This is a genomic window from Vreelandella lutescens (assembly GCF_014640815.1).
GTDB classification, from domain to species: Bacteria; Pseudomonadota; Gammaproteobacteria; order Pseudomonadales; family Halomonadaceae; genus Vreelandella; species Vreelandella lutescens.
In genome coordinates this window covers 18,851-41,912 of sequence record NZ_BMHM01000003.1, presented here as the reverse complement: position 1 = coordinate 41,912, position 23,062 = coordinate 18,851, and the positions used below count along the sequence as shown (strand labels likewise).

Below are 23,062 nucleotides of genomic sequence, written 5' to 3'. Positions count from 1 at the left end.
AGAACTTCCATGCAACCGTTCGCGTTAGCTTCCTTAATTTACTGATATTGCGTTGCAGCGGGTGGAGTGTGCTAGCTTAGCGATGCAGCGCAGAGTTGTTTTACTTTACGTAAACGTCAGCCTGCTCGCTGTACTTTCCTGCTTTCAGGTCACTAACACTAATAACGCTAACCGCCAAAGTACCAGGAAACATACAATGAAAAAGACCACTAAATTCGCACTCACCAGCCTTGCCGCTGGCGTTGCTTTCGCCGCTCTTACCTCCACGGCCCAGGCCCAAGAACAGTGGACCATGACGTCTACGTGGCCCGACAACCTAGACCTGATCAAACTGGATCAGCATTGGGCCGAGCTGGTTAACCAACTAGCCGGTGACGAAGTGCAGATCAATTTCCGCGCTGGCGGCACGCTGATGCCTGGCACCGAAGTATTTGACGCTACCGAAACAGGCAGTATCGAAGCCGCTGGCGACTGGCCAGGCTATTGGGCAGGCCTGAACCCGGCATTCTCGCCATTGGCCACCACCACCAGCCTGTTTAACGCCGTTGACTATATCAACTGGATTCAGCAGTGGGGCGGCCGTGAGCTCTATGAAGAGATCTACGGCCAGTACGGCATGATGTACCTGCCCTACGCCGCGTTGAACAACGAGTCCGGCTTTATGGGTCGCACGCCGATTGAGAGCATTGCGGATCTGGAAGGCAAACGCCTGCGTCTCTCTGGCCGTGACCAAGGGCGCGTGCTGGAAGAGCTAGGCGGCTCGCAGGTCACACTGGCCGGCGGCGAAGTGTATCAAGCCATTGAGCGCGGCGTGATTGACGCGGGTGAATTCTCTACCCCAGGCGTTGACTTCAATGCTGGCTTTGCTGAAGTAGCCAACTATTGGGCCACCCCAGGCTGGCACCAGTCGGCAAGCGTCTTCGGCGTCATGATCAACCTTGACGCGTGGAATGCGCTGTCTGAAGAAACTCAGCAGAAGCTGCGCATTGCCGCCGACGCTACCATGGCGTGGTCACTGGCATGGTCTGAGCGTGAATCAACAGACGCTACCCAGAAATTTATTGATGCCGGTATCACCATCAACCAGTTCTCTGAAGAAGATCTGGCGCGCATCCAAGAGATTACTAACGACGTGATCGTGCGCGGTGCCTGTGAAAACCCTGACCACGCCAAGGTTTACCACTCTATGGTGACCTACCTTGAAGATTACGCCAAATGGCGTGACGTATCGGCTCCGTTCAACATGAGCCGTACCATGGATAACCTGCCCTCACTGGAAGAGATCGAAGCCTGCCTATAAGGCGCTTCTGCGCCGCCCCGGGGAACCGGGGCGGTTTTTTGTGCTGACTGCGGAGATCTTCCATGAACGCGATTGCCAAGGCGATCGATGCAATTAACGAGCTGTTTGGCCGTATTGTCGCACCGTTAATTGCCATCATTACCCTGATTGTTCTGTACGACATTGCCTCACGATTCTTCTTTGGCCGCCCCAGCGACTGGGCGTTCGACGTCACCAAAATGCTGTTTGGTGCTCACTTCATGCTGATGGCCGCTTACGGGCTTCGTCACCACGCTCACGTGGAAGTTGACGTGCTCAAGCGTCTGCTATCACGTAAGCGTCAGGCGCTGCTGGAAGTGATCGGTTATGTCGTGTTCTTTGTGCCGTTCATCTGGATGCTACTGACCTATGGATGGAGCTTTTTTGAGCGCTCTTTTTCCCGCGGCGAAACCACTTACGGCATGGTATCTATCCCGGTCTACCCCATTAAGGGCGTTATCGTGGTGGCCGCTGCGCTGATTCTGCTACAGGCGATTGCCATTGTGCTGCGTGCGATTATCCAACTGCGCGAGGAGGAATCAGCATGAACTTAAGTCCTGAACTGCTGGCGCTCGTTATGTTTGGTGGGCTGCTAATTGGTCTTTTCATGGGCCATCCACTGGCATTCGTGCTGGGTGGTGTGGCGGTGATTGGTGCTTTCCTAGGCCCTGGAGAGCGCGTGCTGGGCACGTTGATTAACAATATTTTCGGTAACGCCATGGACAACTACGTCCTAGTGGCGATTCCCTTATTTGTCTTAATGGCTAGGTTTCTCAATGACTCGGGGGTCACTGAGAAAATGTTTGACGCCATGCGCCTGCTGCTCGCCAACCTGCGTGGCGGCCTCGCACTCACCGTGGTCATCGTCTCGGTACTGCTGGCAGCCACCACGGGTATTGTGGGTGCCTCGATTGCCGTCATGGGCATGATCGCCCTGGTGCCAATGCTCAAATATGGCTACAACAAAGAGCTAAGCGCGGGCGTCATTATGGCCAGCGGCTGCTTGGGCATCCTGATCCCGCCCAGCATCATGCTTATTTTGATGGCCAGCTACTCCCCGGTGTCCGTTGGGGCACTCTTCGCTGGGGCAATGATCCCCGGCCTGATGCTGGGTGTTATGTACGCTCTTTACGTGCTGCTAATCTGTCACTTCAAACCCTCTTACGGCCCTCCTGTGCCCAAAGAAGAGCGCGCAGAAGTGAGCACGAAACAGCTGCTGATTATGCTGGGCAAATATGTAGTGCCGCCCATGTCACTCATCCTGGGTGTACTAGGCGCACTGTTTACCGGCATTGCGACGGCCACTGAAGCATCTGCCATCGGGGTCTTTATCGCCTTTATCTTGTTCATGATTTTTGGCGATCGCAAAATAACCACTTGCTACCACACACTGATTGAAGCGGGCAAAACCACCACGATGGTGATGCTGGTGTTAGTGGGTGCCACAGCGTTCACTGGGGTCTTCTCACGGGGCGGCGGTATGCAGGTGATTCAAGATCTACTGCTTGCTATGCCCGGCGGCACCACCGGCGCGCTGATTATGATGCTGTTCCTGGTGTTTATTCTGGGCATGTTCCTGGATTGGACGGGCATCGTACTGCTGAGCTTCCCCATTATGCTGCCCATTGTGCAACAGATGGGTGTCGACCCGCTGTGGTTCGTTGTGATGGTGGCTGTTGTGCTGCAAACATCCTTCCTGACGCCACCGTTCGGCTATGCGCTGTTCTATCTCAAAGGGGTAGCACCGCCTGGCGTTGAAATTGTCGACCTGTACAAAGCAGTGATTCCCTTTGTGGCGCTCATTCTACTGGCCTGCCTACTGATGGCCTTCTTCCCGTGGCTCGTCACGGGGCTACCCAGCATGCTGCTAGGCTAAACGACGCCACTACCTTTGCAGCACCTTTAAACGCCGCCTTGTGAAGACAAGGCGGCGTAGTTGTATCAGTCGGTTACGCCGCTTATGTGCCAGACACGGCACTGGCTCGCACAATGGGTGTTACTGGCAATACCTTGCGCTCGCCGGTCACCTGCCCGCTGGCAATCTGCCCCAGCAGTAACGCGGTGGCTTCGTCGACCATGGCTTCAATCGGTTGCTGCACCGTGGTGAGCTGATAGCTGGGCCAAGCGGCAACAGGAATGTTATCGAACCCTACCACTGCCACATCCTGAGGCACCTGCAGGCCTAGCTCCGCTTTCAACGTGTCGATGACCGCAATGGCCATATGGTCGTTGGCAGCAAACACCGCATCAGGGTAAACATCGCGACTAAAGAGCGCGCGAGTGGCGGCTTGGGCGGTGGCAAAGTCATAGTCGCCGATGGCCTCAGCCCAACAGGCCGCACCGTGCTCGGCCAGTGCATCTAGAAACCCTTGCCGCCGCTGGCTACTGGTGGAGGAGTCTGCCAAACCTGCCAAAAATGCGATGCGCTCGCAGCCGCTTTCCACCAAATGGCACCCTACCCAATATCCGCCGTGATAGTTATCGCTGGCGACTTGGCTAACGCCTTCAAACGCGACCGTACGGTTGATCATCACCACAGGGATTCCCCGCGCCACGCACTCTTTAGCCAGTGAGGACGAGAGCGTGGCGGCTAGCATCAAGATACCGTCCGCTTGGCTTTGCAAAATATCCGACATGACGCTGGTCGTTTCCTGCTCGTCACTGCTCATAAACAGTAACAGGTGATAGCCATGCTGCTGGAAACGGCGAGATGCATACTCCAGCATTTGTGCATAAAAAGGGTTATCTAACTGAGACATCACCACGGCAATGGTGCGCGATGAGCGGGTAATCAGCGAGCGTGCAATCGCATTAGGTCGGTAGCCAAGCTGCTTGGCAGCGGCGAGTACCTTAGCCTTGGTTTTGGGTGCAATACTCGCCTTCGGTGAGAAACAGCGACTCACCGCTGATTGCGAGACCCCCGCCAGTTCAGCGACTTGCTGTGAGGTTACCGGCCGCTTCTTCATATTTACCTCTACGTGGGGAGTCGTGTTCAGCGCACGCGCCAAAGATCAAACGATGGGCTGCTGGCCTTTATGGGCCATTAACGCCATTAAGCGGCGGTCACGCCATACCTGGCGCTCCGCTAGCTGATCGGCAGCCAACACCGTTCGCCGTTCGCTATCTAAGCGCTGGAGGGTTTCATCTTCCCATGGGTTAGCCTCGCTGCGCTGAGTATCCACATCACGATACAGCGGGCCATAGCGAGCGGCGTAGTCGACCACACCGGCAGGTGCATTTAAATCGATGGTTTCAAAGGGTCCCATAAACGACCACCGTAACCCCAGGCCATGCTTCACAGTTTTATCCAAGTCTTCTGCTGACACATAGCCATCGCGGAACAAACGCAGTGCCTCATTGAGCAGCGCGCCTTGCAAACGGTTCAGGATAAACCCCTGCACCTCCTTTGCCACCAGGATCGGCTCTTGTCCTACCTGATGCATCAGCGCCATGGTGCGCTCTACTGTGTTGTCACTTGTTGCATCGCTGGGCGCTATCTCCACCAAAGGAACCAGGTAAGGCGGGTTCACAGGATGCGCCACCAGGCAGCGCTCAGGGTGCGCTAAATGGCCTGTAAACTGTGACGCGACGATGCCTGACGTTGAGCTCGCTAAAATAGTTCTCGCCTCTACCGCCGCTTCTAACTGCGTATACATCGCCTGCTTAACCGCTACATTTTCCGGCCCGCACTCTTGCACATACGCCACCCCAACCAAGGCGCGAGCTAGCTCTGGCTGACACTCAATCCGTGCCAAAATAGCCTCAGGCTCCTCATCAATTAATCCAGCCTGATGAAGGTCTTGCAGCGATGTAGCGATTCGCTCACTAGCACGCCCAAGCTGCGCGGCATCTACATCGTATAGCCGCACAGACACACCTGCCCGAGCAAATACCATCGCCCAGCCCCGCCCAATGAGCCCAGCCCCTACTACAGCAACGTGCATCGTCATGGTCTACCCCTATTATTAGCATTGTATGAATAACGGCCCGTTAAGCGCCGGCTGTCGCCTTTCAACATAGCATGGCAACAAAGCATTTGCATTCGTATGCAACAGCGCCTAGCCTTACGCTATGCCAGCACTCAAGCGCTTTACATAACAAGGCTGGCCGTTATTCCTTCGCCTTCCTGCGACGACCACAATACCAATAAGGAGCCTTTATGATTCGCCACCTCAAAACCGGTGCTTCCGTTGAAACCCGCGCCGAAGCTGACCGCCAAGTACGCGAAACCGTAGAAAAAACCTTGGCCGATATTCAAGCCCGCGGCGACCACGCCGTGCGCGACTTATCAGAAAAATTTGATCACTGGTCACCTGAAAGCTTCCGCCTCAGCGAGGCCGATATTGCCCACGCCATGAGCCAAGTTGCCGAGCGCGATTTGGAAGATATCCGCTTTGCCCAGGCGCAAATCCGCCGTTTCGCTGAGGCCCAGCTGGCTTCCATGCAGCCGGTGGAAATTGAGACCCGCCCAGGCGTCATCCTTGGTCACAAGCATGTGCCGATCAACGCAGTGGGCTGCTATATCCCTGGCGGTGCTTACCCCATGGTGGCGTCAGCCCATATGAGCGTTCTCACCGCCAAAATAGCCGGCGTAAAGCGCGTCATTGCGGCAGCCCCGCCTTACAAGGGCAAACCGCACCCTGCGATTGTAGCGGCGATGCATTTGGCCGGTGCCGATGAGATATTCGTGCTGGGCGGCGTGCAGGCCGTTGGTGCGATGGCGATTGGCACCGACACTATCGAGCCGGTGGATATGCTGGTAGGGCCAGGTAATGCGTTTGTTGCCGAAGCTAAGCGCCAGCTGTATGGCCGTGTGGGTATTGACCTGTTTGCAGGCCCCACCGAAACGCTGGTAATTGCCGATGAGAGCGTCGACGGCCTGCTGTGTGCCACCGACCTGCTCGGGCAAGCAGAACACGGCCCTACCTCACCGGCAGCGCTACTCACCAACTCTGAAAAGCTGGCACAGGACACCTTAGCGGCCATTGAAGAGCTGCTACAAAAGCTGCCCACCGCCGAGATTGCGCGCCAAGCGTGGGAAACCCATGGGGAAATTATTGTCTGCGACAGCCATGACGAGATGCTGCAAGTCGCCAACGAGATGGCCTACGAGCACGTGCAGGTCATGACAGAAGACCCAGACTTTTACCTTAACAACATGACCAACTACGGGGCGCTGTTCCTTGGCCCGCGCACCAACGTCGCTTACGGCGACAAGGTGATTGGCACTAACCACACCCTGCCCACCAAGAAAGCCGCGCGCTACACCGGCGGCCTGTGGGTCGGTAAATTCTTGAAAACCTGCACCTACCAACGCGTATTAACCGACGAAGCCTCGGCCGAAATTGGCAGCTACTGTTCACGCTTATGCACCCTGGAAGGGTTCGCAGGCCACGCAGAACAGGCCAACGAGCGGGTGCGCCGCTACGGTAAACGAGACATCCCTTACGCTTCAGCGGTGGATGCATGAATCTACCGCGCACGCCCAGCCTGCAGTTAACCGGAAAGCGCGCGCTGGTCACTGGCGCAAGCCAAGGCATTGGCTTTGCTTGCGCATGCGCGCTCGCTCAGGCGGGTGCCTGTGTCACCTTGATGGCGCGCAGTGAAGAGACGTTAAATAGTGCCGTCAGCGCCCTGCGCGCGGCGGGATTACAGGCTAAAGGGCTGGCTCTGGATGTCACTGACCACGCCGCTTTAAAGAAAGCCATAGAGGGGCAAGCGTTTGATATTTTGGTCAACAATGCGGGTACTAATCGGCCAAAACCGCTCAACGAGATCACCGACGATGACTATGCAGCGGTCATGGATCTGAATGTACGCTCGACCTATTTCACTACCCAAACCGTAGTGCAGCATATGCCTGCGGGCGGCAGTGTGATCAATATCTCATCGCAAATGGGGCACGTGGGGGCGGTCAACCGCAGCCTCTACTGCGCCTCTAAAGCTGCCGTGGAAGGAATGACAAAAGCCATGGCGGTAGAGCTAGGCCCGAGGGAAATTCGCGTTAATACCGTGTGCCCGACCTTTATTGAAACGCCCATGACGAAGCCATTCTTTGCAGAGCCCGGCTTTAAGGAGCGCGTGCTGGCTAACATCCCCCTGGGGCGATTAGGCCAAATTGAAGACCTGATGGGCCCGGTGGTGTTTTTAGCCTCCCCTGCTTCCGCCTTGGTCACGGGCAGCGCGTTAATGGTCGATGGCGGCTGGACCGCACACTAGCCGCTTGCTGTCTGTCGTAAAGCGCCTGTTACAACGAACCCTGCCCACCAGCAGGGTTTTTTTAATCGCTAGAGGGTTAGCTGCACCCCACTGGCGCAAGTGATACTATTTGCACCCGCTATTTTTTCGCATTGACGAGCCACGCTGCCCCTCGTCCAAGGAGACAACGACGTGTCTACGCCTGCTCGCCGGTCACCATCGGCTCTGCTTTCAGGTTTCGCTTCACGCTTTACGCTGTCGCTTAACCCTTGGTCAATCGCACTGTTTTTAATTGCCCTGGTGGTCGCCCTGCCCATTTTAGTGGTGCTCGGCCATATCGTGATGCCCACTGAGGGCGTGTGGGAGCACCTCGCCAGCACCGTTTTACCGCGCTATCTCTCAAATACGTTTTGGTTAGTGCTGTGGGTAGGGTTAGGCACCTTGGTGATTGGCACCGGGACGGCTTGGCTAGTGGTTATGTGCCGCTTTCCCGGTAAGCGCCTGTTTGAGTGGGCGCTACTGCTGCCGCTGGCCGTGCCCACCTACGTGATCGCCTATGCCTACACCGACTTTCTGCAAGTGGCGGGGCCGCTACAAAGCATGCTGAGGGAGTGGTTTGACTGGCGAGTCGGCGACTACTACTTCCCCAACGTGCGCTCGCTAAGCGGTGCCGCCACGCTCATCACGTTTGTGCTTTATCCCTATGTGTACCTGCTGGCACGTGCCTCCTTTTTAGAGCAGTCGGTGTGTGTATTAGATGTGGGCCGAACACTGGGCCGCGGCCCCTGGCGGCTGTTTGCCAGCGTGGCGTTGCCCTTGGCACGCCCGGCGCTGGTGGGCGGCGTTTCACTGGTGTTGATGGAAACGCTCAATGAATTTGGTGCGGTGCAGTTCTTTGGCGTAGATACCTTTACCACGGGTATTTATCGCACCTGGTTTGGCCTGGGCGAGCCGATTGCCGCCGCCCAACTTGCCGCCTGCTTACTGACCTTTGTGATTGCCTTTGTGCTGCTGGAACGCTGGTCGCGGGGTAAGCGTCGTTACTTCCACACCACTAACCGCTATCAGCAGTTGCCTGAATATCGCTTGCAGGGCTGGCACGCAGCAGGCGCAACGCTGGCCTGCCTGCTGCCCATTACTGTTGGCTTTTTGCTGCCTAGCGGCATTCTGCTGGAAATGGCCATCACAACGGGTGACAGCCTGTTTGGCACGCGCTTTATCGGTTTTGCCATGAACAGCTTGAGCCTTGCCACGGTGGCCGCGCTGATTGCCGTCGGGCTAGCGGTGCTGCTCAGCTACGGCGTGCGGCTGCATAACTCCCCCAGTGCGCGGCTGTTTACCCGCATTGCGGCCATGGGTTATGCCATCCCCGGCTCGGTGGTGGCCGTGGGCATTTTGATTCCGTTTGCCTGGCTGGATAACGCGCTCAACACCTGGCTACACGCCCATTACGACAAAATCATTGGGCTGGTGTTTAGCGGCACGGCGTTTATTCTGATTTACGCGTATGTGGTGCGCTTCCTAGCGGTGTCGTTTAACGCGGTTGAGGCGAGCCTGGGCAAGGTAACGCCAAGTATGGACGCAGCTTCGCGCACGCTGGGGCAAACCGCAGGCGGCACGCTGCGCCGCATTCATACACCGCTGATGCGCAGCAGCCTGTTGGCCGCCGGCATTCTGGTGTTTGTGGATGTCATGAAAGAGCTGCCCGCCACCATCATTCTGCGGCCGTTCAACTTCGACACGCTGGCGGTACGCGCCCACAGCTTAGCCTCTGATGAGCGCTTGGCAGAGGCGTCTACCGCATCGCTCACCATTGTGGTGGTGGGGATTTTACCGGTGATACTCCTCAGCTTGGCAATGCGCCGGGCGCGGCCGGGCAGCCAAGCTGAGGTGTGAGGCACTTAACGCGGGAAGATAAACACCTGGGAGTGGTCGAGGTCGATATCGATCGGCTGGCCCTCCTGGGGTAGGAAAACGCCCGGCACCCGTGCGTGCAGGTGAGCTTCCTGACCATCCACACCGTGGGCACACAGGTGGATCAAGCTAGTACGACCCAGTAGTTTCGCCATGACCACATGGCTATGGCTGTGGGCTTCCGCAGGCAGATCGCGCTCTTTAATGCGCAGCGCCTCAGGGCGAATCATCACTTGGGCGGCGCTACCTTCTGGCAGCCAGCTGGCATCCACTGCGCCCACTGGGGTTTGCACGACGCCCCCCTGCACCACGCCTTCCAGCTCGTTCACTTCGCCAAAGAACGTCACCACAAACGGATCAACCGGGGCGCAGTAAAGCTCCCGAGGGGTGCCCGTTTGAATAATTTTGCCGTCCCGCATCAGCGCGATGCGGTCTGCCATGAACATGGCTTCCTCTGGGTCGTGGGTGACCAACAGCGTGGCCGAGCCAAGCTTTTTCAGCACGTGCAGCGTATCGTCGCGGATACGATCACGCAGCCGAGCGTCCAGGCTTGAGAAGGGCTCATCCAACAGCATTAGCTTAGGCGTAGGCGCCAAGGCACGCGCCAGCGCCACACGCTGCTGCTGGCCGCCAGACAGCATATGCGGGTAAGTTTCGACGTAATCGGCCATCCCTAACTGCGTTAACAGTTCTAATGCCCGCTCGCGACGTTGGCTCGTAGGAAGATGCTTTAAACCGAAGGTGACATTTTCCACCACGCTAAGATGGGGAAACAGCGCCGAATCTTGAAACGCCAGCCCAACATTGCGCTTTTCCGGCGGCACATGGCGTTTACCAGGGGCGGCGATGGCCTGCCCTTCGAGGCTAACGGTGCCTTCTTGAACCACTTCTAGCCCTGCGGCAATGCGCAATAGCGTCGTTTTACCGCAGCCAGAAGGGCCAAGCAGGCAGACGACTTCGCCCTGAGCGATATCAAGATCAATGCCTTTAACGACGTTATTGGCCGCAAACGTATGCTGAACACCGCGTAGCGACAGCGCCGATGCAGGCGCTGACACCTCAGAAAGTGACACAGTTGCCGTCATTCGTTCACCCATGGTTTGTTCGTTGAGAGCCGATTTACGCGCTGCCATTGCGAACACGGTTGAAAGTTATTTGCATTCTATTTTCTATTGGCACCAGATGCACGTCTATGCATAAAAAGTGATGAGTGTCATTAGCATTTCGCTTGACCTCCGTCGAACAAGGCGTTTCAATAGCCCCTGGCGGTAATGCAACTTATTATCATAAACATTTAGGGTATTTTTTTATGAAAAAAGCACGTCTTACGGCTTCCGTAGCCGCCATCATGGCCGGTTCCGCGGTTGCCAGCAGCGCACTCGCTAACGAAGTTAACATCTACTCTGCTCGCCATTACGACTCTGACGAAATTCTCTATCAAGCGTTCACTGAAGAAACGGGTATTGAAGTGAACGTACTGGAAGGCGACGCCAACCAGTTGATGGAGCGTATGCAGCGCGAAGGCGTGGCTAGCCCTGCTGATGTCATGCTGACCGTGGATGCGGGCAACCTGTGGCGTGCTGAGCAAGACGGCCTGTTCCAGAGCGTTGAGTCGGATATTCTCAACGAGCGGTTGCCAGAATCCATGCGTCACCCAGAAGGCATGTGGTTTGGCTTTAGCCAGCGTGCACGGGTTATTTTCTACAACCGCGAAAACTTTGATCCGAGCCAGGTATCTTCCTACGAAGATCTCGCTGACCCGCAGTTGGAAGGCCAAGTGTGCATTCGCTCGTCCAACAACATCTATAACCAGTCTCTGCTGGCATCGATGATTGAACACCACGGCGAAGAGGGTGCGCAGGAGTGGGCCCAAGGCGTGGTCAACAACATGGCCCGCACCCCAGAAGGCGGTGATACCGACCAAATCCTTGGCGTCGCTAGCGGCGAATGTGGCGTGGCCGTGGCTAACCACTATTACTACGTGCGCCTGCTGCACTCTGACGATGCAGCCGAGCGCGATGCCGCTCGTAAAGTCGGCGTTATCTTCCCGAACCAGGATGACCGTGGTACTCACGTGAATGTCGGCGGTGCTGGCCTCGTTGCCAACGCGCAGAACGCTGAAAACGGCATTCGCTTCCTAGAGTTTTTAGCCTCTGACCAAGCACAAGAAGTGCTGGCCGAGCGCAACTATGAGTTCCCGGTAGTAGACGGTATTAAGAAAAACCCGGTACTGGAGTCTTGGGGCGATTTCGCTAAAGACGACATTAACATCAGCATCCTGGGCGAAAACAACCCAGAAGCGGTACGTATTTTCGACCGCGTTAACTGGCGTTAAGCGCGACGCGAGCCTAAGCGGTACTCACCTTCCGCGGCTCACGTAACGCACTCACAAACACCCCCCGTAGCAGCGCTGCGGGGGGTGTTTGTTATTGGCAAGCAGGCCGTGTGCTTTAGTGGGCTTCATCCCAATTCGCGCCGCTTTGCGCTTCTACAATCAGCGGCACGCTGAGCGAGGCCGCGGCCTGCATGCGCGCTCGCACTTGTTCAATAAAGCGCTCTACCTGTGCCTCGGCGACTTCGAACACCAATTCATCGTGCACCTGCATAACCATCAGGGCATCAAACTCCCCTTCTGTGAGCCACGCATCCACATCAATCATCGCCTGCTTGATGATATCCGCCGCCGTGCCCTGCATCGGCGCGTTAATGGCCGTACGCTCGGCTCCCTGGCGGCGGTTGCGGTTTTGCGAGTGGATCTCTGGCAGGTATAAACGCCGACCCATGACGGTTTCCACAAAGCCATCTTCCGCTGCCTGGGTACGAATGCGGTCCATATAACGGGCCACGCCGGGGTAGCGATCAAAGTAGCGGTCGATGTAGGTTTGCGCTTGGTTACGATCAATATGCAGCTGGCGGGAAAGCCCCCAAGCGCTCATGCCGTAAATCAAGCCAAAGTTAATCGCCTTGGCACTGCGGCGCTGGTCGGCGGTGACCTTCTCTAACGAGGTGCCGAAGACTTCGGCCGCGGTCGCCGTGTGGATATCGCGACCTTCGGCAAATGCTTCCAACAGGCCTTTATCTTCTGAGAGGTGCGCCATAATGCGCAGCTCAATTTGCGAGTAGTCCGCTGCGACAATCCGGTAGCCAGGGCGTGCCACAAACGCCTGACGAATCTTGCGCCCTTCATCCGTACGGATGGGAATATTCTGCAGGTTGGGGTCCGATGACGAAAGCCGCCCAGTGGCCGTTACCGCTTGATGGTAGCTGGTGTGTACTCGCCCGGTGGTTTTGTTGAGCAGGCGCGGCAGCTTATCGGTGTAGGTAGACTTCAGTTTGGCAAGCCCACGGTGCTGCATAATGACCTTGGGCAGCGGGTAATCCAGCGCCAACTCTTCTAACACCGCCTCTGCCGTTGAAGGCGCGCCTTTGGGCGTTTTCTTGATCACCGGGATTTTCTGCTCTTCAAACAGAATCTGCCCCAGCTGCTTGGGCGAGCTTAAATTAAACTCGCGACCTGCCAGCTCAAAGGCTTCGCTCTCTAGCTCGCGAATGCGCTGCTCTAGCTGTTGGCTCTGTTGATGCAGGCGCTCGGCATCCAGCGCTACGCCGTTACGCTCAATGCGCGACAGTACATTGATCAACGGCAGCTCCAGGTGATCCAACACCTGTGCCAAGCGCCCTTCTCGCTCTACCTGCGGGCGCAGCACTTCTTGTAGGCGCAGGGTGATATCCACGTCTTCGCAGGCGTAAGGGGCCGCCTGCTCCAGGGCAATTTGATTGAAGGTCAGCTGCTTGGCACCTTTGCCGGCAATCTCTTCAAACGAAATGGTTTTTTCACCCAGGTACCTCAGCGCCAGCGAATCCATATCGTGGCGGGTCACGGTGGAGTTGAGCACGTAAGACGCCAGCATGGTGTCCGCCAGCGGCCCAACGACAGCAATGTCATAGTTCGCCAGTACGGAAATATCGTATTTAAGGTTCTGGCCAATCTTGGTTTTGGTTGGGTCTTCCAGCAGCGGCTTTAACGCGGCCAGCACCGCTTGGCGGTCTAACTGGGCTGGCGCATCCAGGTAGTCATGGGCCAATGGAATATAGGCGGCTTCCCCAGCGTCTAAAGAGATGCCCACACCGACAATATCGGCATCCATGTAGTTGAGGCTGGTGGTTTCTAAATCGAAGCAGAACCGCTCGGCTTGGTTCAGCCTCTCAAGCCACGCATCCAGCTCGGCCTGCTCGGTAATGACGTGGTCAGAGCGCTGGCTGGGGGTAGCGGCAGGCTCTTCGCTGGCACTTGCCGGGGCGGGCTCGCCACCTTTGACATCGTCAACGCCCTGGTCTTTTCCTTCCAGCAGCTCGGCAAGCCACTGTTTAAACTCCATCTCTTTATACAGCTCGACCAGCGCTTCGCGGTCTGGGTGGGCGATATCTAAATCATCCAGGCCTACGGGCAGCTCGCAGTCGATTTTAATCGTCGCCAGCTGATACGACAAAAACGCCTGCTCGCGGTGTTCTTCCAGCTTTTTGGGCAGCGTTTTGGCACCGCGAAAGCTTAGGGTAGTGACGCGCTCTAAATCGCCATAAATCGTGTCTAAGCCGCCGCCCATGCCCTGTAGCAGGCCAATGGCGGTTTTTTCACCCACCCCAGGCACGCCGGGGATGTTATCTACCTTGTCGCCCATCAGCGCCAGGAAATCGATGATCAGCGCAGGCGGCAGGCCGAACTTCTCCTCCACGCCCGCCTCATCCAGCGTCTCCTCTTTCATGGTGTTGACCAGGGTGATGTGACGATTGACCAGCTGCGCCATGTCTTTATCGCCGGTGGAGATCACCGCATCGCGGCCTGCTTGGGTCGCGTGGTGGGCCAGCGTGCCAATCACGTCGTCCGCTTCCACGCCCTCAATGCACAGCAGCGGCAAACCCAGAGCCTTGACGCAGGCGTGCAGCGGCTGGATTTGGCTGCGCAAATCATCCGGCATGGGGGGGCGATGGGCTTTGTACTCGCTGTACATCTCATCGCGGAAGGTTTTGCCCGGTGCATCAAAGACCACGGCCATCGGGCTTTCCGGGTAATCTTTGATCAGCCGCTTGAGCATATTGATAACCCCCTTCACAGCCCCGGTAGGCTGGCCGTTAGAGGTCGTTAGCGGCGGCAGCGCGTGAAACGCGCGGTAGAGGTACGAAGAGCCATCAACAAGCACGATTGGAGCACGGGCCATAACCAAATTCCATAGTCAGCAAAACAGTGAGAACGTCTATTCCCCCAATAATACGCGTTCGACGCTTTGGCTGCAGAAAAGCCCGGTAAAGACACGTCACTTGCCGACACAACGCTGCCAACTCGCGCGCCAAGCCGCTACAATAATGGGCTTAGCAACCTGGGCGAGATTCTCATGGCTGTATTTACTCCGCTAAGCGACGCACAGGTCGCCGCGTTTTTAGAAAAATTTGATGTTGGCAACTTTGTCGCGCTTCAGGGTGTGGCGGGCGGTACGGAAAACTCCACTTTTTTCGTCACGACTGACCGCCGTGAGCTGGTGTTGACCCTGTTTGAACAGGGTGAGCATGAAGAGCTGCCGTTTTTTGTTGAGTTACTGGATTACTTAGACGAGCACCGCCTACCGGTGCCCGGAACTATTCACGACCGCGAAGGCATTGCGCTGCATAGTTTAGCGGGCAAGCCTGCGCTGCTGTTCCCGCGTTTGCCGGGCAAGCACCCCAGCGCTCCTAATCTTATTCAGTGCCAAACGCTGGGGGCCGCGCTTGGGCAGCTGCATAAAGTCTCGCAGCGTTTCCCTGGCCATCGCCCGAACCCCCGCGACCTGCATTGGCTGCGGGCCGTACACCATAAAGTGCTCACCTACATCAGCCCCGACGACCAAACGCTGATGAAAAACGAGGTGGATGACTTCGAAGGCGAGTTTAGTAAGTATGGCAAGCTGCCCCAAGGGGCGCTGCATGGTGACCTGTTTCGCGATAACACGCTGTATAAAGGCGATACGCTCGGCGGCATCATCGATTTTTATAATGGCTGCACCGGCGACCTATTGTTCGACCTCGCCATTGTGATTAACGACTGGGCGTCCAATGAAGACGGCACGCTGAACGCCGAGCGCTACAACGCGATATTAAGCACCTACCAAGCACGCCGCCCGCTGACCGAGCATGAGCGCGCGCTATGGCCTACCATGCTGCGCATGACCGCACTACGCTATTGGTTGTCGCGACTGTTAGTGGTCTACGTAGACCCACCGGCACACGACTTAACTCCCCACGACCCTGAGCGTTTCCGTGTGATTTTAAAAGCACGCATCGCGTTTGGCGCACTTCCGATTCCAGAGGCTTCTTAATGAGTGAAATGGCAACGACCAGCAGCCCCGCCGTGCGCGCTCGCCGCACATGGAACATGGACCAGTGGGGCAGCGGCTACTTTGACGTAGACGACCACGGCCAAGCCCTGGTGCGTCCGCTAGGCATTGATGCAGAAGGCCCGGCGCTACCCATCAGTGCGCTTGTTCGCCAACTGCAAACCGCCGGGCTGCGCCTGCCAGTGCTGGTGCGCTTTAGCGATATTCTTCATGACCGCGTAGAACAGCTGTGTGGCGCGTTTGATGCCGCCATGCAGGATGTCGACTACCAGGGCGGCTACACGGCGGTTTACCCCATTAAGGTGAACCAGCAGCGCCGCGTAGTAGAGGAGATTTTGGCCACCTCCGAGCGTGGCAATGGCCGCGTGGGCCTGGAAGCGGGCAGCAAGCCTGAACTCCTGGCGGTATTGGCACTCTCCGATGGCGGCTCTTCGCTGATTGTGTGTAACGGCTACAAAGACCGTGAATACGTTCGCTTGGCGCTTCTGGGTGAGAAGCTTGGCCACAAAGTCTATCTCGTCGTCGAGAAACTCTCCGAGTTGGAGCTGATTTTAGAAGAGGCCCGCGAGCTAGATGTGACCCCGCGCATTGGCCTGCGGGCACGGCTCGCCTCGGTAGGTAAGGGCAAGTGGCAGAACACTGGCGGCGAAAAGTCGAAATTCGGCTTAACCGCGAGCCAGATTCTGGAAGTGGTCGATACCCTGCGCGCCCAGGATGCCCTGGCCAGCCTGCAGCTGGTGCATTTCCACCTTGGTTCGCAAATCGCCAATATTCGCGATATTCAGCGCGGCCTGCGGGAGTGCGCACGCTTCTACCAAAACCTGATGCACCTCGGTGCTCCCATCGACACGGTCGATGTAGGCGGCGGCTTAGGGATTGACTACGAAGGCACCCGTTCGCGTAGCTACTGCTCGGCGAACTACTCTATGCAAGAGTACGCCCGTAACGTGGTTAGCGCGTTCTCCCAACTTTGCCAGGAAGCCGACCTGCCCCAGCCCCACCTGATCAGTGAATCAGGCCGCTCGCTCACCGCTCACCACGCGGTGCTGATTACCAATGTGATTGGTGAAGAGCGCGTGAACGATACCCCGCCTGAACGGGCTGCCCAAGAAGAAGACCCCCAGGTGGAGGAGCTGTGGCGCGTCTTTGACCAGCTGGCCGACACTCAAGAACCCCGCGTGTTGGTAGAAGCCTGGCACGACCTACTGCAGGCCGTGAGTGAGCTGCAAGACCGCTTTGTGCTGGGGTTAAGCAACATCAACGCTCGCGCCGAAGGTGAGCGTCTTTATATGGCGGCCTGCACGCGCCTGCGTGGCAAGCTGGATACCCGCAACCGCGCCCACCGGGAAATCATGGATGAGTTGGCTGAAAAGCTCGCTGACAAGCTGTTTGTGAACTTCTCGCTGTTCCAGTCAGTGCCAGACGTATGGGGGATTGAACAGATTTTCCCCGTACTGCCCCTCACTGGGTTAGATCAAGCGCCCACTCGCCGTGCGGTGATTCAAGACATTACCTGCGACTCCGATGGCCGCATCGATAGCTATGTGGATGGACAAGGGGTGGAAAGCACGCTGCCGCTACCCGAGTGGGCGAATGATGACGAACGTTGGCTGGGCTTCTTCTTGGTGGGCGCCTACCAAGAAATTCTGGGCGACCTGCACAACCTGTTCGGCGATACCGATTCTGTGGATGCGGCACTCGGTGCAGATGGCGAGTGGGTACTCTCTAACCCACAGGCCGGGGATTCAGTGGCCAACGTATTGGCTTACGTGAACTTTGATGCCCGTGTGTTAAAGCAAAAGCTCACCGAGCAGCTGGCCACTAGTGGGTTCTCCGCAGAGGAACAAGCTCATTTCGCGGCCAGTCTGAGCGAAGGCCTAGAGGGCTACACTTACCTGGAGTAATGCTTTCCAAGTGATGGCTGAATAGGCAGCACAAAAAAAGGCCACCGAGCGTATCGGTGGCCTTTGCTTTACGTGCTTGGGTAGCGTTTCGCTGACCGTTACTCAACAACGCTGGTGGTGATCTCCAGGCCGCCCGTCAGCGTCAAGCGTAGCTCCGCGCCGCGGGTCAGCTCGCCCACCCCAGCAGGGGTGCCGGTTAAAATCACATCACCTGGCTCTAGCGTGAAGTGGCGGCTCATCTCAGCAACCAAAGTAGGAATCGCAAAGATCATATCCGCGCCTTCACCGTGCTGACGCTCTTCACCGTCGATGTCCAGCGTAAACGCTAGCGCGTTCCAGTTAGGCACCCGGCTTAGCGGCAAAAACGGCGACAGAGGACAAGCACCATCAAAGGCCTTGGCAATTTCCCAAGGGTGGCCTTTCTCTTTCAGCTTGGTTTGCACGTCGCGCAGCGTTAAATCCATCGCTAGGCCAATGCCTACAATAGCGCGCTCCGCTTCATCTTGAGTCGCATGGGTGAGCGTTTCTCCAACGAGTAACGCCAGTTCGACCTCATAGTGCACATCGCCCCGTGAAAACGGCGGGTCGAGGGGCTTGGTTAAATCCACCACGCTGGTGGCAGGCTTGATGAACAGCAGTGGCTCACTGGGAACCGGGTTATCCAGCTCTTTGGCGTGGTCGGCATAGTTGCGGCCAACGCAGACGACTTTGCCCAGCGCGTGGGGAAACTCCTGGCCATCGGTAAACTGTGGAACAAAACGCATGGCGGGTCTTCTCCTTCTCATTATGCGTGCCGCATTCGCAACGACAGGCGCATTAGTCTACCCCAGCTATGCGTATGTTCCACAATCTCACCGCTGCTTTTCTATCTTGTCGCTACGTGGTGCGTTGTTAAATAACGGGATTCCAGCGCTCATCCGGCCCGTGAGCTAAGAATGCCGGACGCTGCTTAGGAGCAGCAAACGGCTCTACACAGCGGTTATCAGGCCGGTTAAACACGAAAAACACATTGCTACGCGGGTCTGGCGACAGGTTAGCGTTAGACGCATGCAGCGTATTGCAATCAAACAGCAGCAGTCCGCCTGCCTTGCCTTTGGGCGCATCAATTCCGTACTTGCCGACCAAATGAGTCAACGCTTCTGGGCTTGGCACACCCACCTCTTGAGCTTTCAGCGAGCGTTTGTGGTTATCCTCGGGTGTTTCACCAAGGCAGGGCACAAACTCCAAGTGCGAGCCGGGAATCAGCATCAAGGGACCGTTAAACTCGTGGTTATCGGTCAAGATCAGCGACGCGCTCACCGCGTGCATATTCGGCATGCCATCTTCCGCGTGCCAGGTTTCAAAATCCGAGTGCCAGTTAAACCCTTTGCCCGCAAAGCCCGGCTTGTAGTTAATACGCGACTGGTGCACGTAGGGGTCATCGCCAATAATTTGCCGAGCCGCACCGGCGACGCGCTCATCGCGGGCAAGCGCGCCCAACTGCTTGGAGAGTTTATGCACGGCAAACAGCGAACGGATCTCATGGCTTTCCGGCTCAGTTATGCTGAACGACTGGTCGCGGTAAGCATCATTGCTCATTAGCGCGTTCAGCTCATCGCGCAGCGCTATCAGCTCTTCGCCACTGATCAGGTTGGGGATAAACAGATACCCGTTGCGCTCAAACTCATCTAGCTGCGCTTGGGTTAGTGGCCCTGGCAGCGTGCGCCCTTTCACTACCCCATCGCATCGAGGCTGGGTTAGGGACTTAGGCGCTTGGGTTAGGCGCGTGGGGTAGTCATCCGCTACCTTCGCATTACCCGGCGTGGGCATATCAGCCATTTCGCTATACTGCTTGTGGGCCGTCACATTCTTAAGAGGGGTATTGCTGACTGTCATCTAATCCACTCCTTGTATGATTAAACGTCAGTTAAAACGTGCTTCGTATGATTTAGAAGCACAGCGCAATAGATAGGGTAGCTAATCAATTCACGCTTGCAAGCAAAGACATTCGCTTTCATAACGTGGGTTATGACATTTATCTAAAGATATCTACATCGCCAAAAACCATTATAAAAAATTCGTTTAAAACCATCGCTAGCTATTATCACTTCAATCGTTAATAGCGATAACTTATGCTAACCAAGGCATAAATGACCGTAGATAAAATCGCGGTCAAACCCGGTATTACGCGTCATCTCTTCTGGCTGAAGCAACTTGACACTACTGCGGGTTTTGCGAATTAATTTTTTCTGCTCAAGCGCTGTCATACAACGACTTACATGCACACTGGTCATGCCCAGCAATTCACCCACGACATCTTGTGTGACTGGAAAAGAAAAAACATTACTAGCTAACAGCCCCTTAAAATTAAAGCGGGCATAGACCTCTAACAGAAAATGCGCCACGCGCTCTTCAGAACGGTGATGCGTGCAACTTCTTAAGCGTTCAATAGTAATATTGTCATTCACCATCACATACGAAGTAACCGCTTTTCTTATTTCCTCATTGGTTTTAAATAATTCATGCAAACCATCCACGGATACTTTTTCAAGCTTGCAATTAGTTAAAGAAAGAATAACGATATCATGATTTTCAAAAAAGCTTTCTCGCATACCAACAATATCGCCAGGCATAAAGACGTTACAGATATCCTGCCCTCTTGTGCTAGTGGCATGAGAAAGGCTTGCCCACCCCTCTTTCACCACAAAAATATCGGCACGGCCCTCACATAGCGAAAATACCTTCTGGTTGCGTCGAAGCTCGACGGGTTTTTGTCGAATGTTCGCTAACGCTTCACGGGCCTCAGTGCTTAGCTCCCCGTAAAGGCCCAGCACGTCACCCAAACTTATACAAGAGCTATCACTGCTTAGGCCACCCCGTACATCTTTGCGATTTCTATCTTCCACTTGCTTATGCTCTTCTGCAGTCACTTTATCCATCTCTACACTCCTTGTAGTTAGACAAAAGCTATACCCACCAGGATTATTGATAATGCCCACATTTAGGAAGGAAGATAACGCGACAAAAATATAGACAAATATAAATAACTAAACAAGATGGTTTTATAATCCACGCTATCAAAAGTCAAAAAACCCTTGATTCTTAACATATGTTAAAATTTTATTTCATCATAAACTTCCCTTACCCAACACAGCCTATATCAATTACTCCTTCACAACAAAATAAAAAAACACACCAATTGAAACATCCGAAGCCGTATATAACCCGTTCAAAGCCCTGTGTAAAAGCATCATTCTCAATTAAAACATAGCGCAGAACGAACAATAAACGTAGATTTTAAAACATCAATATCTCAGCAATTGAAAAACAAGCCAAACCGAGCTATCACAAACGCTATTTTCTCATCACTTCAAAATAACTAAAAATTCCCATCAAAACATGGCAGCCTAATCAGAAGGCATGCAAGCAAACATCTCAATACATAAAACCTAATCACTAGGCACTCAATGCCATTCTTAAACAACCTAATTTAACCAGCTAATACGTAAACAAAGGATGACATCACAGCTATTAATACAACCAATGAGCATTAAAAGCCTCATGCGAACGTTACTATTATTACTCATTATCAGCACATCAGGATCTCTCACTTTCTCTTAGCCGCCACGTAACATTTGAGCGAGCATGCGCGCACCAACCTCCGTCGTTAATACAGTGTTTTCTTATACAGAAGGCATGAAAGTAACCGCTCGCTGCGATAACAGTGCTTACATGACCAAAACAATCATCCTTGGCATTGAACACGCATACCGTCATCTCTGCCTAGAGATCGCGCAGCCGTTTTATAAACATAAAAAACCCCGGCTAAGGCTACCGGGGAAAAGGACGTGGCTAGCAATAGGGCGCGACGTTACTTCTTGGCCTGCATGTCTTTATCATCGGCACGCGCCAGGAAAGTGCGCGTGGTGTCGTCCAAATGCTGCTCTAACCAGTCGGCCATCGCCTCCTCCTCTTCGAGGATTTCGCGGCATACGCGGGCCACGTTAGGCTGGTTAGCCAATTCTGCTGCGGCAATCAGCGCTTTGTAGTTGGCAATTTCAAAACACTCAAACGCATAACTGGCGATACCGCCCTTCACAACTTCATCACTGGCCATCATGCCGCCCAACGATTGCCCAAAGGCAGTGAGCTTACCGCCCATATCTTTCATAGTAGAGGTATCAATCCCCAGCTCGCTCATCACGCGTTCCAGCTTTTCCGATTGGCGCTCGGTTTCGTGCAGGTGCTGATCAATACGCGCACGCAAGGCAGGATAGTGCTCAATCCGCTTCGCCTGCGCTTTCAACATCTCTTCCGCCTGCTTTTCCATAGCATGGGCATCGCGTAACCAATTTTCGAGATACTTGGCTTCCATCATGCGCTCTCCTTGTTTATCAGCGGATGGGGCGCCCATCACACTTACTTTTGGGGGTCGATCTGCTCTTGCTGCGCTCCAGACATCTCTTTAGCCTTGCCTAGACTGGGCTCTTGGCCTTCCGGCTCAGGCTGATTACGCACGCTGTATTGGCTACGACCATCCAGCGAGGGGCCTTCCGACCAGCGGCCTTTGGGGGCCTCTTTATCCAATAGCGTGTTCAAATAGTAGTAGGAGTGCTGCATTGCCTCGTGATCTTCGGGCGTGGCGTTAGGAATCGGCAGCTGTTTCTCAAAACCGCCCAACTCCTCAATCACCGCCAGCCACTGCTGTTGGTGGTAGGTATCGCGGGCAATCAAGAAAGAGAGAAAATCCTTCATGCCGTGGTCATCGGTCCAGTTATAAAGCCGCGATGCCAGCACACGCCCGCCTGCTTCTGCCGCGACGTTGGCCAGCATGTCGGCGGCGATGTTGCCGGTGGCATACACATGACTCATATCAAAAGGCACGCCATTAGCATTCACCGGCATGGCCGAAAGGCCCGAAGAGAGCAGATGGCGCGGATTGGCACCGCCCAAAATGGCATTCATAATCGGGTCTTTGGCCGTGGCTTCTTGATAAGAGAGCGGTGCACCCTCCAGGTTTAGGGCAACCGCGTGGCCTAACATTTCAATATGGGACAGCTCTTCCGTCGCGGTAGACATCAACATATCGCGGATACGGTCGTCACCCCGCGCGCCCATGGCTTGAAAGAAGTACTGCATCGCGACCCGAATCTCTCCCTCAACGCCGCCTATCGCCTGCTGCAGCAGCATGGCAAATTGCGGGTTGGGTTTATCGACTTTGACGGGGTACTGCAACTTTCCAGAGTGGTGAAACATATCGCTATTCTCCTAAACGTAATTGCCAAAGAGAACGCTCCCTGGCAACGAACTTAAAGCAATTGCTTTGAAAGCTTCCGTACTTGTTAGCCATGTATTCCGCCTTTTAAAACGACTCCTTTTTAGCA

General features: G+C 55.3%; 18 protein-coding genes. 9 read left to right on the top strand and 9 right to left on the bottom strand.

What is annotated here, in order from left to right; translation table 11 throughout:
• Positions 1-196 precede the first annotated feature (196 nt).
• From dctP to IEW65_RS07760, 3 genes are all read left to right on the top strand, one after another.
• Entirely contained in the window at positions 197-1,300 is a 1,104-nt protein-coding gene (gene dctP, locus IEW65_RS07770; protein WP_188638929.1) for a TRAP transporter substrate-binding protein DctP, read from the top strand.
• A gap of 62 nt (positions 1,301-1,362) precedes the next feature.
• Positions 1,363-1,866 carry a TRAP transporter small permease subunit gene (locus IEW65_RS07765; RefSeq protein WP_188638928.1) on the top strand — a complete coding sequence of 168 codons (504 nt, stop codon included), beginning with the start codon at positions 1,363-1,365 and terminating at the stop codon, positions 1,864-1,866.
• Entirely contained in the window at positions 1,863-3,194 is a 1,332-nt protein-coding gene (locus IEW65_RS07760; protein WP_188638927.1) for a TRAP transporter large permease, read from the top strand. The genes IEW65_RS07765 and IEW65_RS07760 overlap by 4 nt, the downstream gene beginning before the upstream one ends.
• Positions 3,195-3,276: 82 nt before the next feature.
• Here the strand turns inward: IEW65_RS07760 and IEW65_RS07755 are convergent, their stop codons facing one another.
• Positions 3,277-4,284, bottom strand: a complete 1,008-nt coding sequence (locus IEW65_RS07755; protein ID WP_188638926.1) for a LacI family DNA-binding transcriptional regulator — start codon at positions 4,282-4,284, stop codon at positions 3,277-3,279.
• Between the two features lie 45 nt (positions 4,285-4,329).
• Entirely contained in the window at positions 4,330-5,268 is a 939-nt protein-coding gene (locus IEW65_RS07750) for a 3-hydroxyacyl-CoA dehydrogenase (protein WP_188638925.1), read from the bottom strand.
• A gap of 209 nt (positions 5,269-5,477) precedes the next feature.
• On the opposite strand from IEW65_RS07750, the gene hisD reads away from it, so the two are divergent.
• The 3 genes from hisD (at position 5,478) to IEW65_RS07735 (ending at position 9,412) form a co-directional block, all read left to right on the top strand.
• The gene (gene hisD, locus IEW65_RS07745; protein WP_188638924.1) at positions 5,478-6,788 is read left to right on the top strand and encodes a histidinol dehydrogenase; all 1,311 of its coding nucleotides are present in this window, start codon (positions 5,478-5,480) and stop codon (positions 6,786-6,788) included.
• On the top strand, positions 6,785-7,537 hold the full coding sequence (locus IEW65_RS07740; RefSeq protein WP_188638923.1) for an SDR family NAD(P)-dependent oxidoreductase: 753 nt from the start codon (positions 6,785-6,787) through the stop codon (positions 7,535-7,537). Before hisD ends, IEW65_RS07740 begins: the two co-directional genes overlap by 4 nt.
• 171 nt (positions 7,538-7,708) lie before the next feature.
• The gene (locus IEW65_RS07735) at positions 7,709-9,412 is read left to right on the top strand and encodes an ABC transporter permease (protein WP_188638922.1); all 1,704 of its coding nucleotides are present in this window, start codon (positions 7,709-7,711) and stop codon (positions 9,410-9,412) included.
• 5 nt (positions 9,413-9,417) lie between these two features.
• Here the strand turns inward: IEW65_RS07735 and IEW65_RS07730 are convergent, their stop codons facing one another.
• Positions 9,418-10,515, bottom strand: coding sequence for an ABC transporter ATP-binding protein (locus IEW65_RS07730; RefSeq protein ID WP_188638921.1), 1,098 nt, complete (start codon positions 10,513-10,515; stop codon positions 9,418-9,420).
• 224 nt (positions 10,516-10,739) lie between these two features.
• Between IEW65_RS07730 and IEW65_RS07725 the strand changes: the two genes are divergently transcribed.
• Entirely contained in the window at positions 10,740-11,765 is a 1,026-nt protein-coding gene (locus IEW65_RS07725) for a Fe(3+) ABC transporter substrate-binding protein (protein ID WP_188638920.1), read from the top strand.
• 115 nt (positions 11,766-11,880) lie between these two features.
• On the opposite strand, the gene polA is transcribed toward IEW65_RS07725, so the two are convergent.
• A complete protein-coding gene (polA, locus tag IEW65_RS07720; RefSeq protein WP_188638919.1) occupies positions 11,881-14,646 on the bottom strand; it encodes a DNA polymerase I in 2,766 nt (921 codons plus the stop codon).
• Between the two features lie 174 nt (positions 14,647-14,820).
• Between polA and IEW65_RS07715 the strand changes: the two genes are divergently transcribed.
• A complete protein-coding gene (locus tag IEW65_RS07715; RefSeq protein ID WP_188638918.1) occupies positions 14,821-15,777 on the top strand; it encodes a homoserine kinase in 957 nt (318 codons plus the stop codon).
• Positions 15,777-17,699: a biosynthetic arginine decarboxylase gene (gene speA, locus IEW65_RS07710; RefSeq protein ID WP_188638917.1), complete on the top strand. Its 1,923-nt coding sequence runs from the start codon at positions 15,777-15,779 to the stop codon at positions 17,697-17,699. The genes IEW65_RS07715 and speA overlap by 1 nt, the downstream gene beginning before the upstream one ends.
• A 98-nt stretch (positions 17,700-17,797) precedes the next feature.
• Here the strand turns inward: speA and IEW65_RS07705 are convergent, their stop codons facing one another.
• The 5 genes from IEW65_RS07705 to IEW65_RS07685 all read right to left on the bottom strand — a co-directional run bounded on the left by IEW65_RS07705 (position 17,798) and on the right by IEW65_RS07685 (position 22,934).
• Positions 17,798-18,463 (bottom strand): fumarylacetoacetate hydrolase family protein, encoded by a 666-nt coding sequence (locus tag IEW65_RS07705; protein ID WP_188638916.1) that lies wholly within the window; start codon positions 18,461-18,463, stop codon positions 17,798-17,800.
• A gap of 127 nt (positions 18,464-18,590) precedes the next feature.
• Entirely contained in the window at positions 18,591-19,574 is a 984-nt protein-coding gene (gene thpD / locus IEW65_RS07700; RefSeq protein ID WP_188638915.1) for an ectoine hydroxylase, read from the bottom strand.
• A gap of 239 nt (positions 19,575-19,813) precedes the next feature.
• On the bottom strand, positions 19,814-20,617 hold the full coding sequence (locus IEW65_RS07695) for a Crp/Fnr family transcriptional regulator (RefSeq protein WP_188638914.1): 804 nt from the start codon (positions 20,615-20,617) through the stop codon (positions 19,814-19,816).
• Between the two features lie 932 nt (positions 20,618-21,549).
• On the bottom strand, positions 21,550-22,056 hold the full coding sequence (locus IEW65_RS07690) for a ferritin-like domain-containing protein (RefSeq protein ID WP_229755504.1): 507 nt from the start codon (positions 22,054-22,056) through the stop codon (positions 21,550-21,552).
• 41 nt (positions 22,057-22,097) lie between these two features.
• Complete coding sequence (locus IEW65_RS07685; protein WP_188638913.1) at positions 22,098-22,934, bottom strand: manganese catalase family protein; 837 nt, start codon at positions 22,932-22,934, stop codon at positions 22,098-22,100.
• Positions 22,935-23,062: the final 128 nt, after the last annotated feature.

Coding starts and splice junctions, on each gene's coding strand:
- dctP (WP_188638929.1), top strand. CDS start 197: ATGAAAAAGACCACTAAATTCGCACTCACCAGCCTTGCCGCTGGCGTT.
- IEW65_RS07765 (WP_188638928.1), top strand. CDS start 1,363: ATGAACGCGATTGCCAAGGCGATCGATGCAATTAACGAGCTGTTTGGC.
- IEW65_RS07760 (WP_188638927.1), top strand. CDS start 1,863: ATGAACTTAAGTCCTGAACTGCTGGCGCTCGTTATGTTTGGTGGGCTG.
- IEW65_RS07690 (WP_229755504.1), bottom strand. CDS start 22,056: ATGATGGAAGCCAAGTATCTCGAAAATTGGTTACGCGATGCCCATGCT.
- hisD (WP_188638924.1), top strand. CDS start 5,478: ATGATTCGCCACCTCAAAACCGGTGCTTCCGTTGAAACCCGCGCCGAA.
- IEW65_RS07750 (WP_188638925.1), bottom strand. CDS start 5,268: ATGACGATGCACGTTGCTGTAGTAGGGGCTGGGCTCATTGGGCGGGGC.
- IEW65_RS07730 (WP_188638921.1), bottom strand. CDS start 10,515: ATGACGGCAACTGTGTCACTTTCTGAGGTGTCAGCGCCTGCATCGGCG.
- polA (WP_188638919.1), bottom strand. CDS start 14,646: ATGGCCCGTGCTCCAATCGTGCTTGTTGATGGCTCTTCGTACCTCTAC.
- IEW65_RS07685 (WP_188638913.1), bottom strand. CDS start 22,934: ATGTTTCACCACTCTGGAAAGTTGCAGTACCCCGTCAAAGTCGATAAA.
- IEW65_RS07725 (WP_188638920.1), top strand. CDS start 10,740: ATGAAAAAAGCACGTCTTACGGCTTCCGTAGCCGCCATCATGGCCGGT.
- IEW65_RS07715 (WP_188638918.1), top strand. CDS start 14,821: ATGGCTGTATTTACTCCGCTAAGCGACGCACAGGTCGCCGCGTTTTTA.
- IEW65_RS07705 (WP_188638916.1), bottom strand. CDS start 18,463: ATGCGTTTTGTTCCACAGTTTACCGATGGCCAGGAGTTTCCCCACGCG.
- IEW65_RS07755 (WP_188638926.1), bottom strand. CDS start 4,284: ATGAAGAAGCGGCCGGTAACCTCACAGCAAGTCGCTGAACTGGCGGGG.
- IEW65_RS07740 (WP_188638923.1), top strand. CDS start 6,785: ATGAATCTACCGCGCACGCCCAGCCTGCAGTTAACCGGAAAGCGCGCG.
- speA (WP_188638917.1), top strand. CDS start 15,777: ATGAGTGAAATGGCAACGACCAGCAGCCCCGCCGTGCGCGCTCGCCGC.
- thpD (WP_188638915.1), bottom strand. CDS start 19,574: ATGACAGTCAGCAATACCCCTCTTAAGAATGTGACGGCCCACAAGCAG.
- IEW65_RS07695 (WP_188638914.1), bottom strand. CDS start 20,617: ATGGATAAAGTGACTGCAGAAGAGCATAAGCAAGTGGAAGATAGAAAT.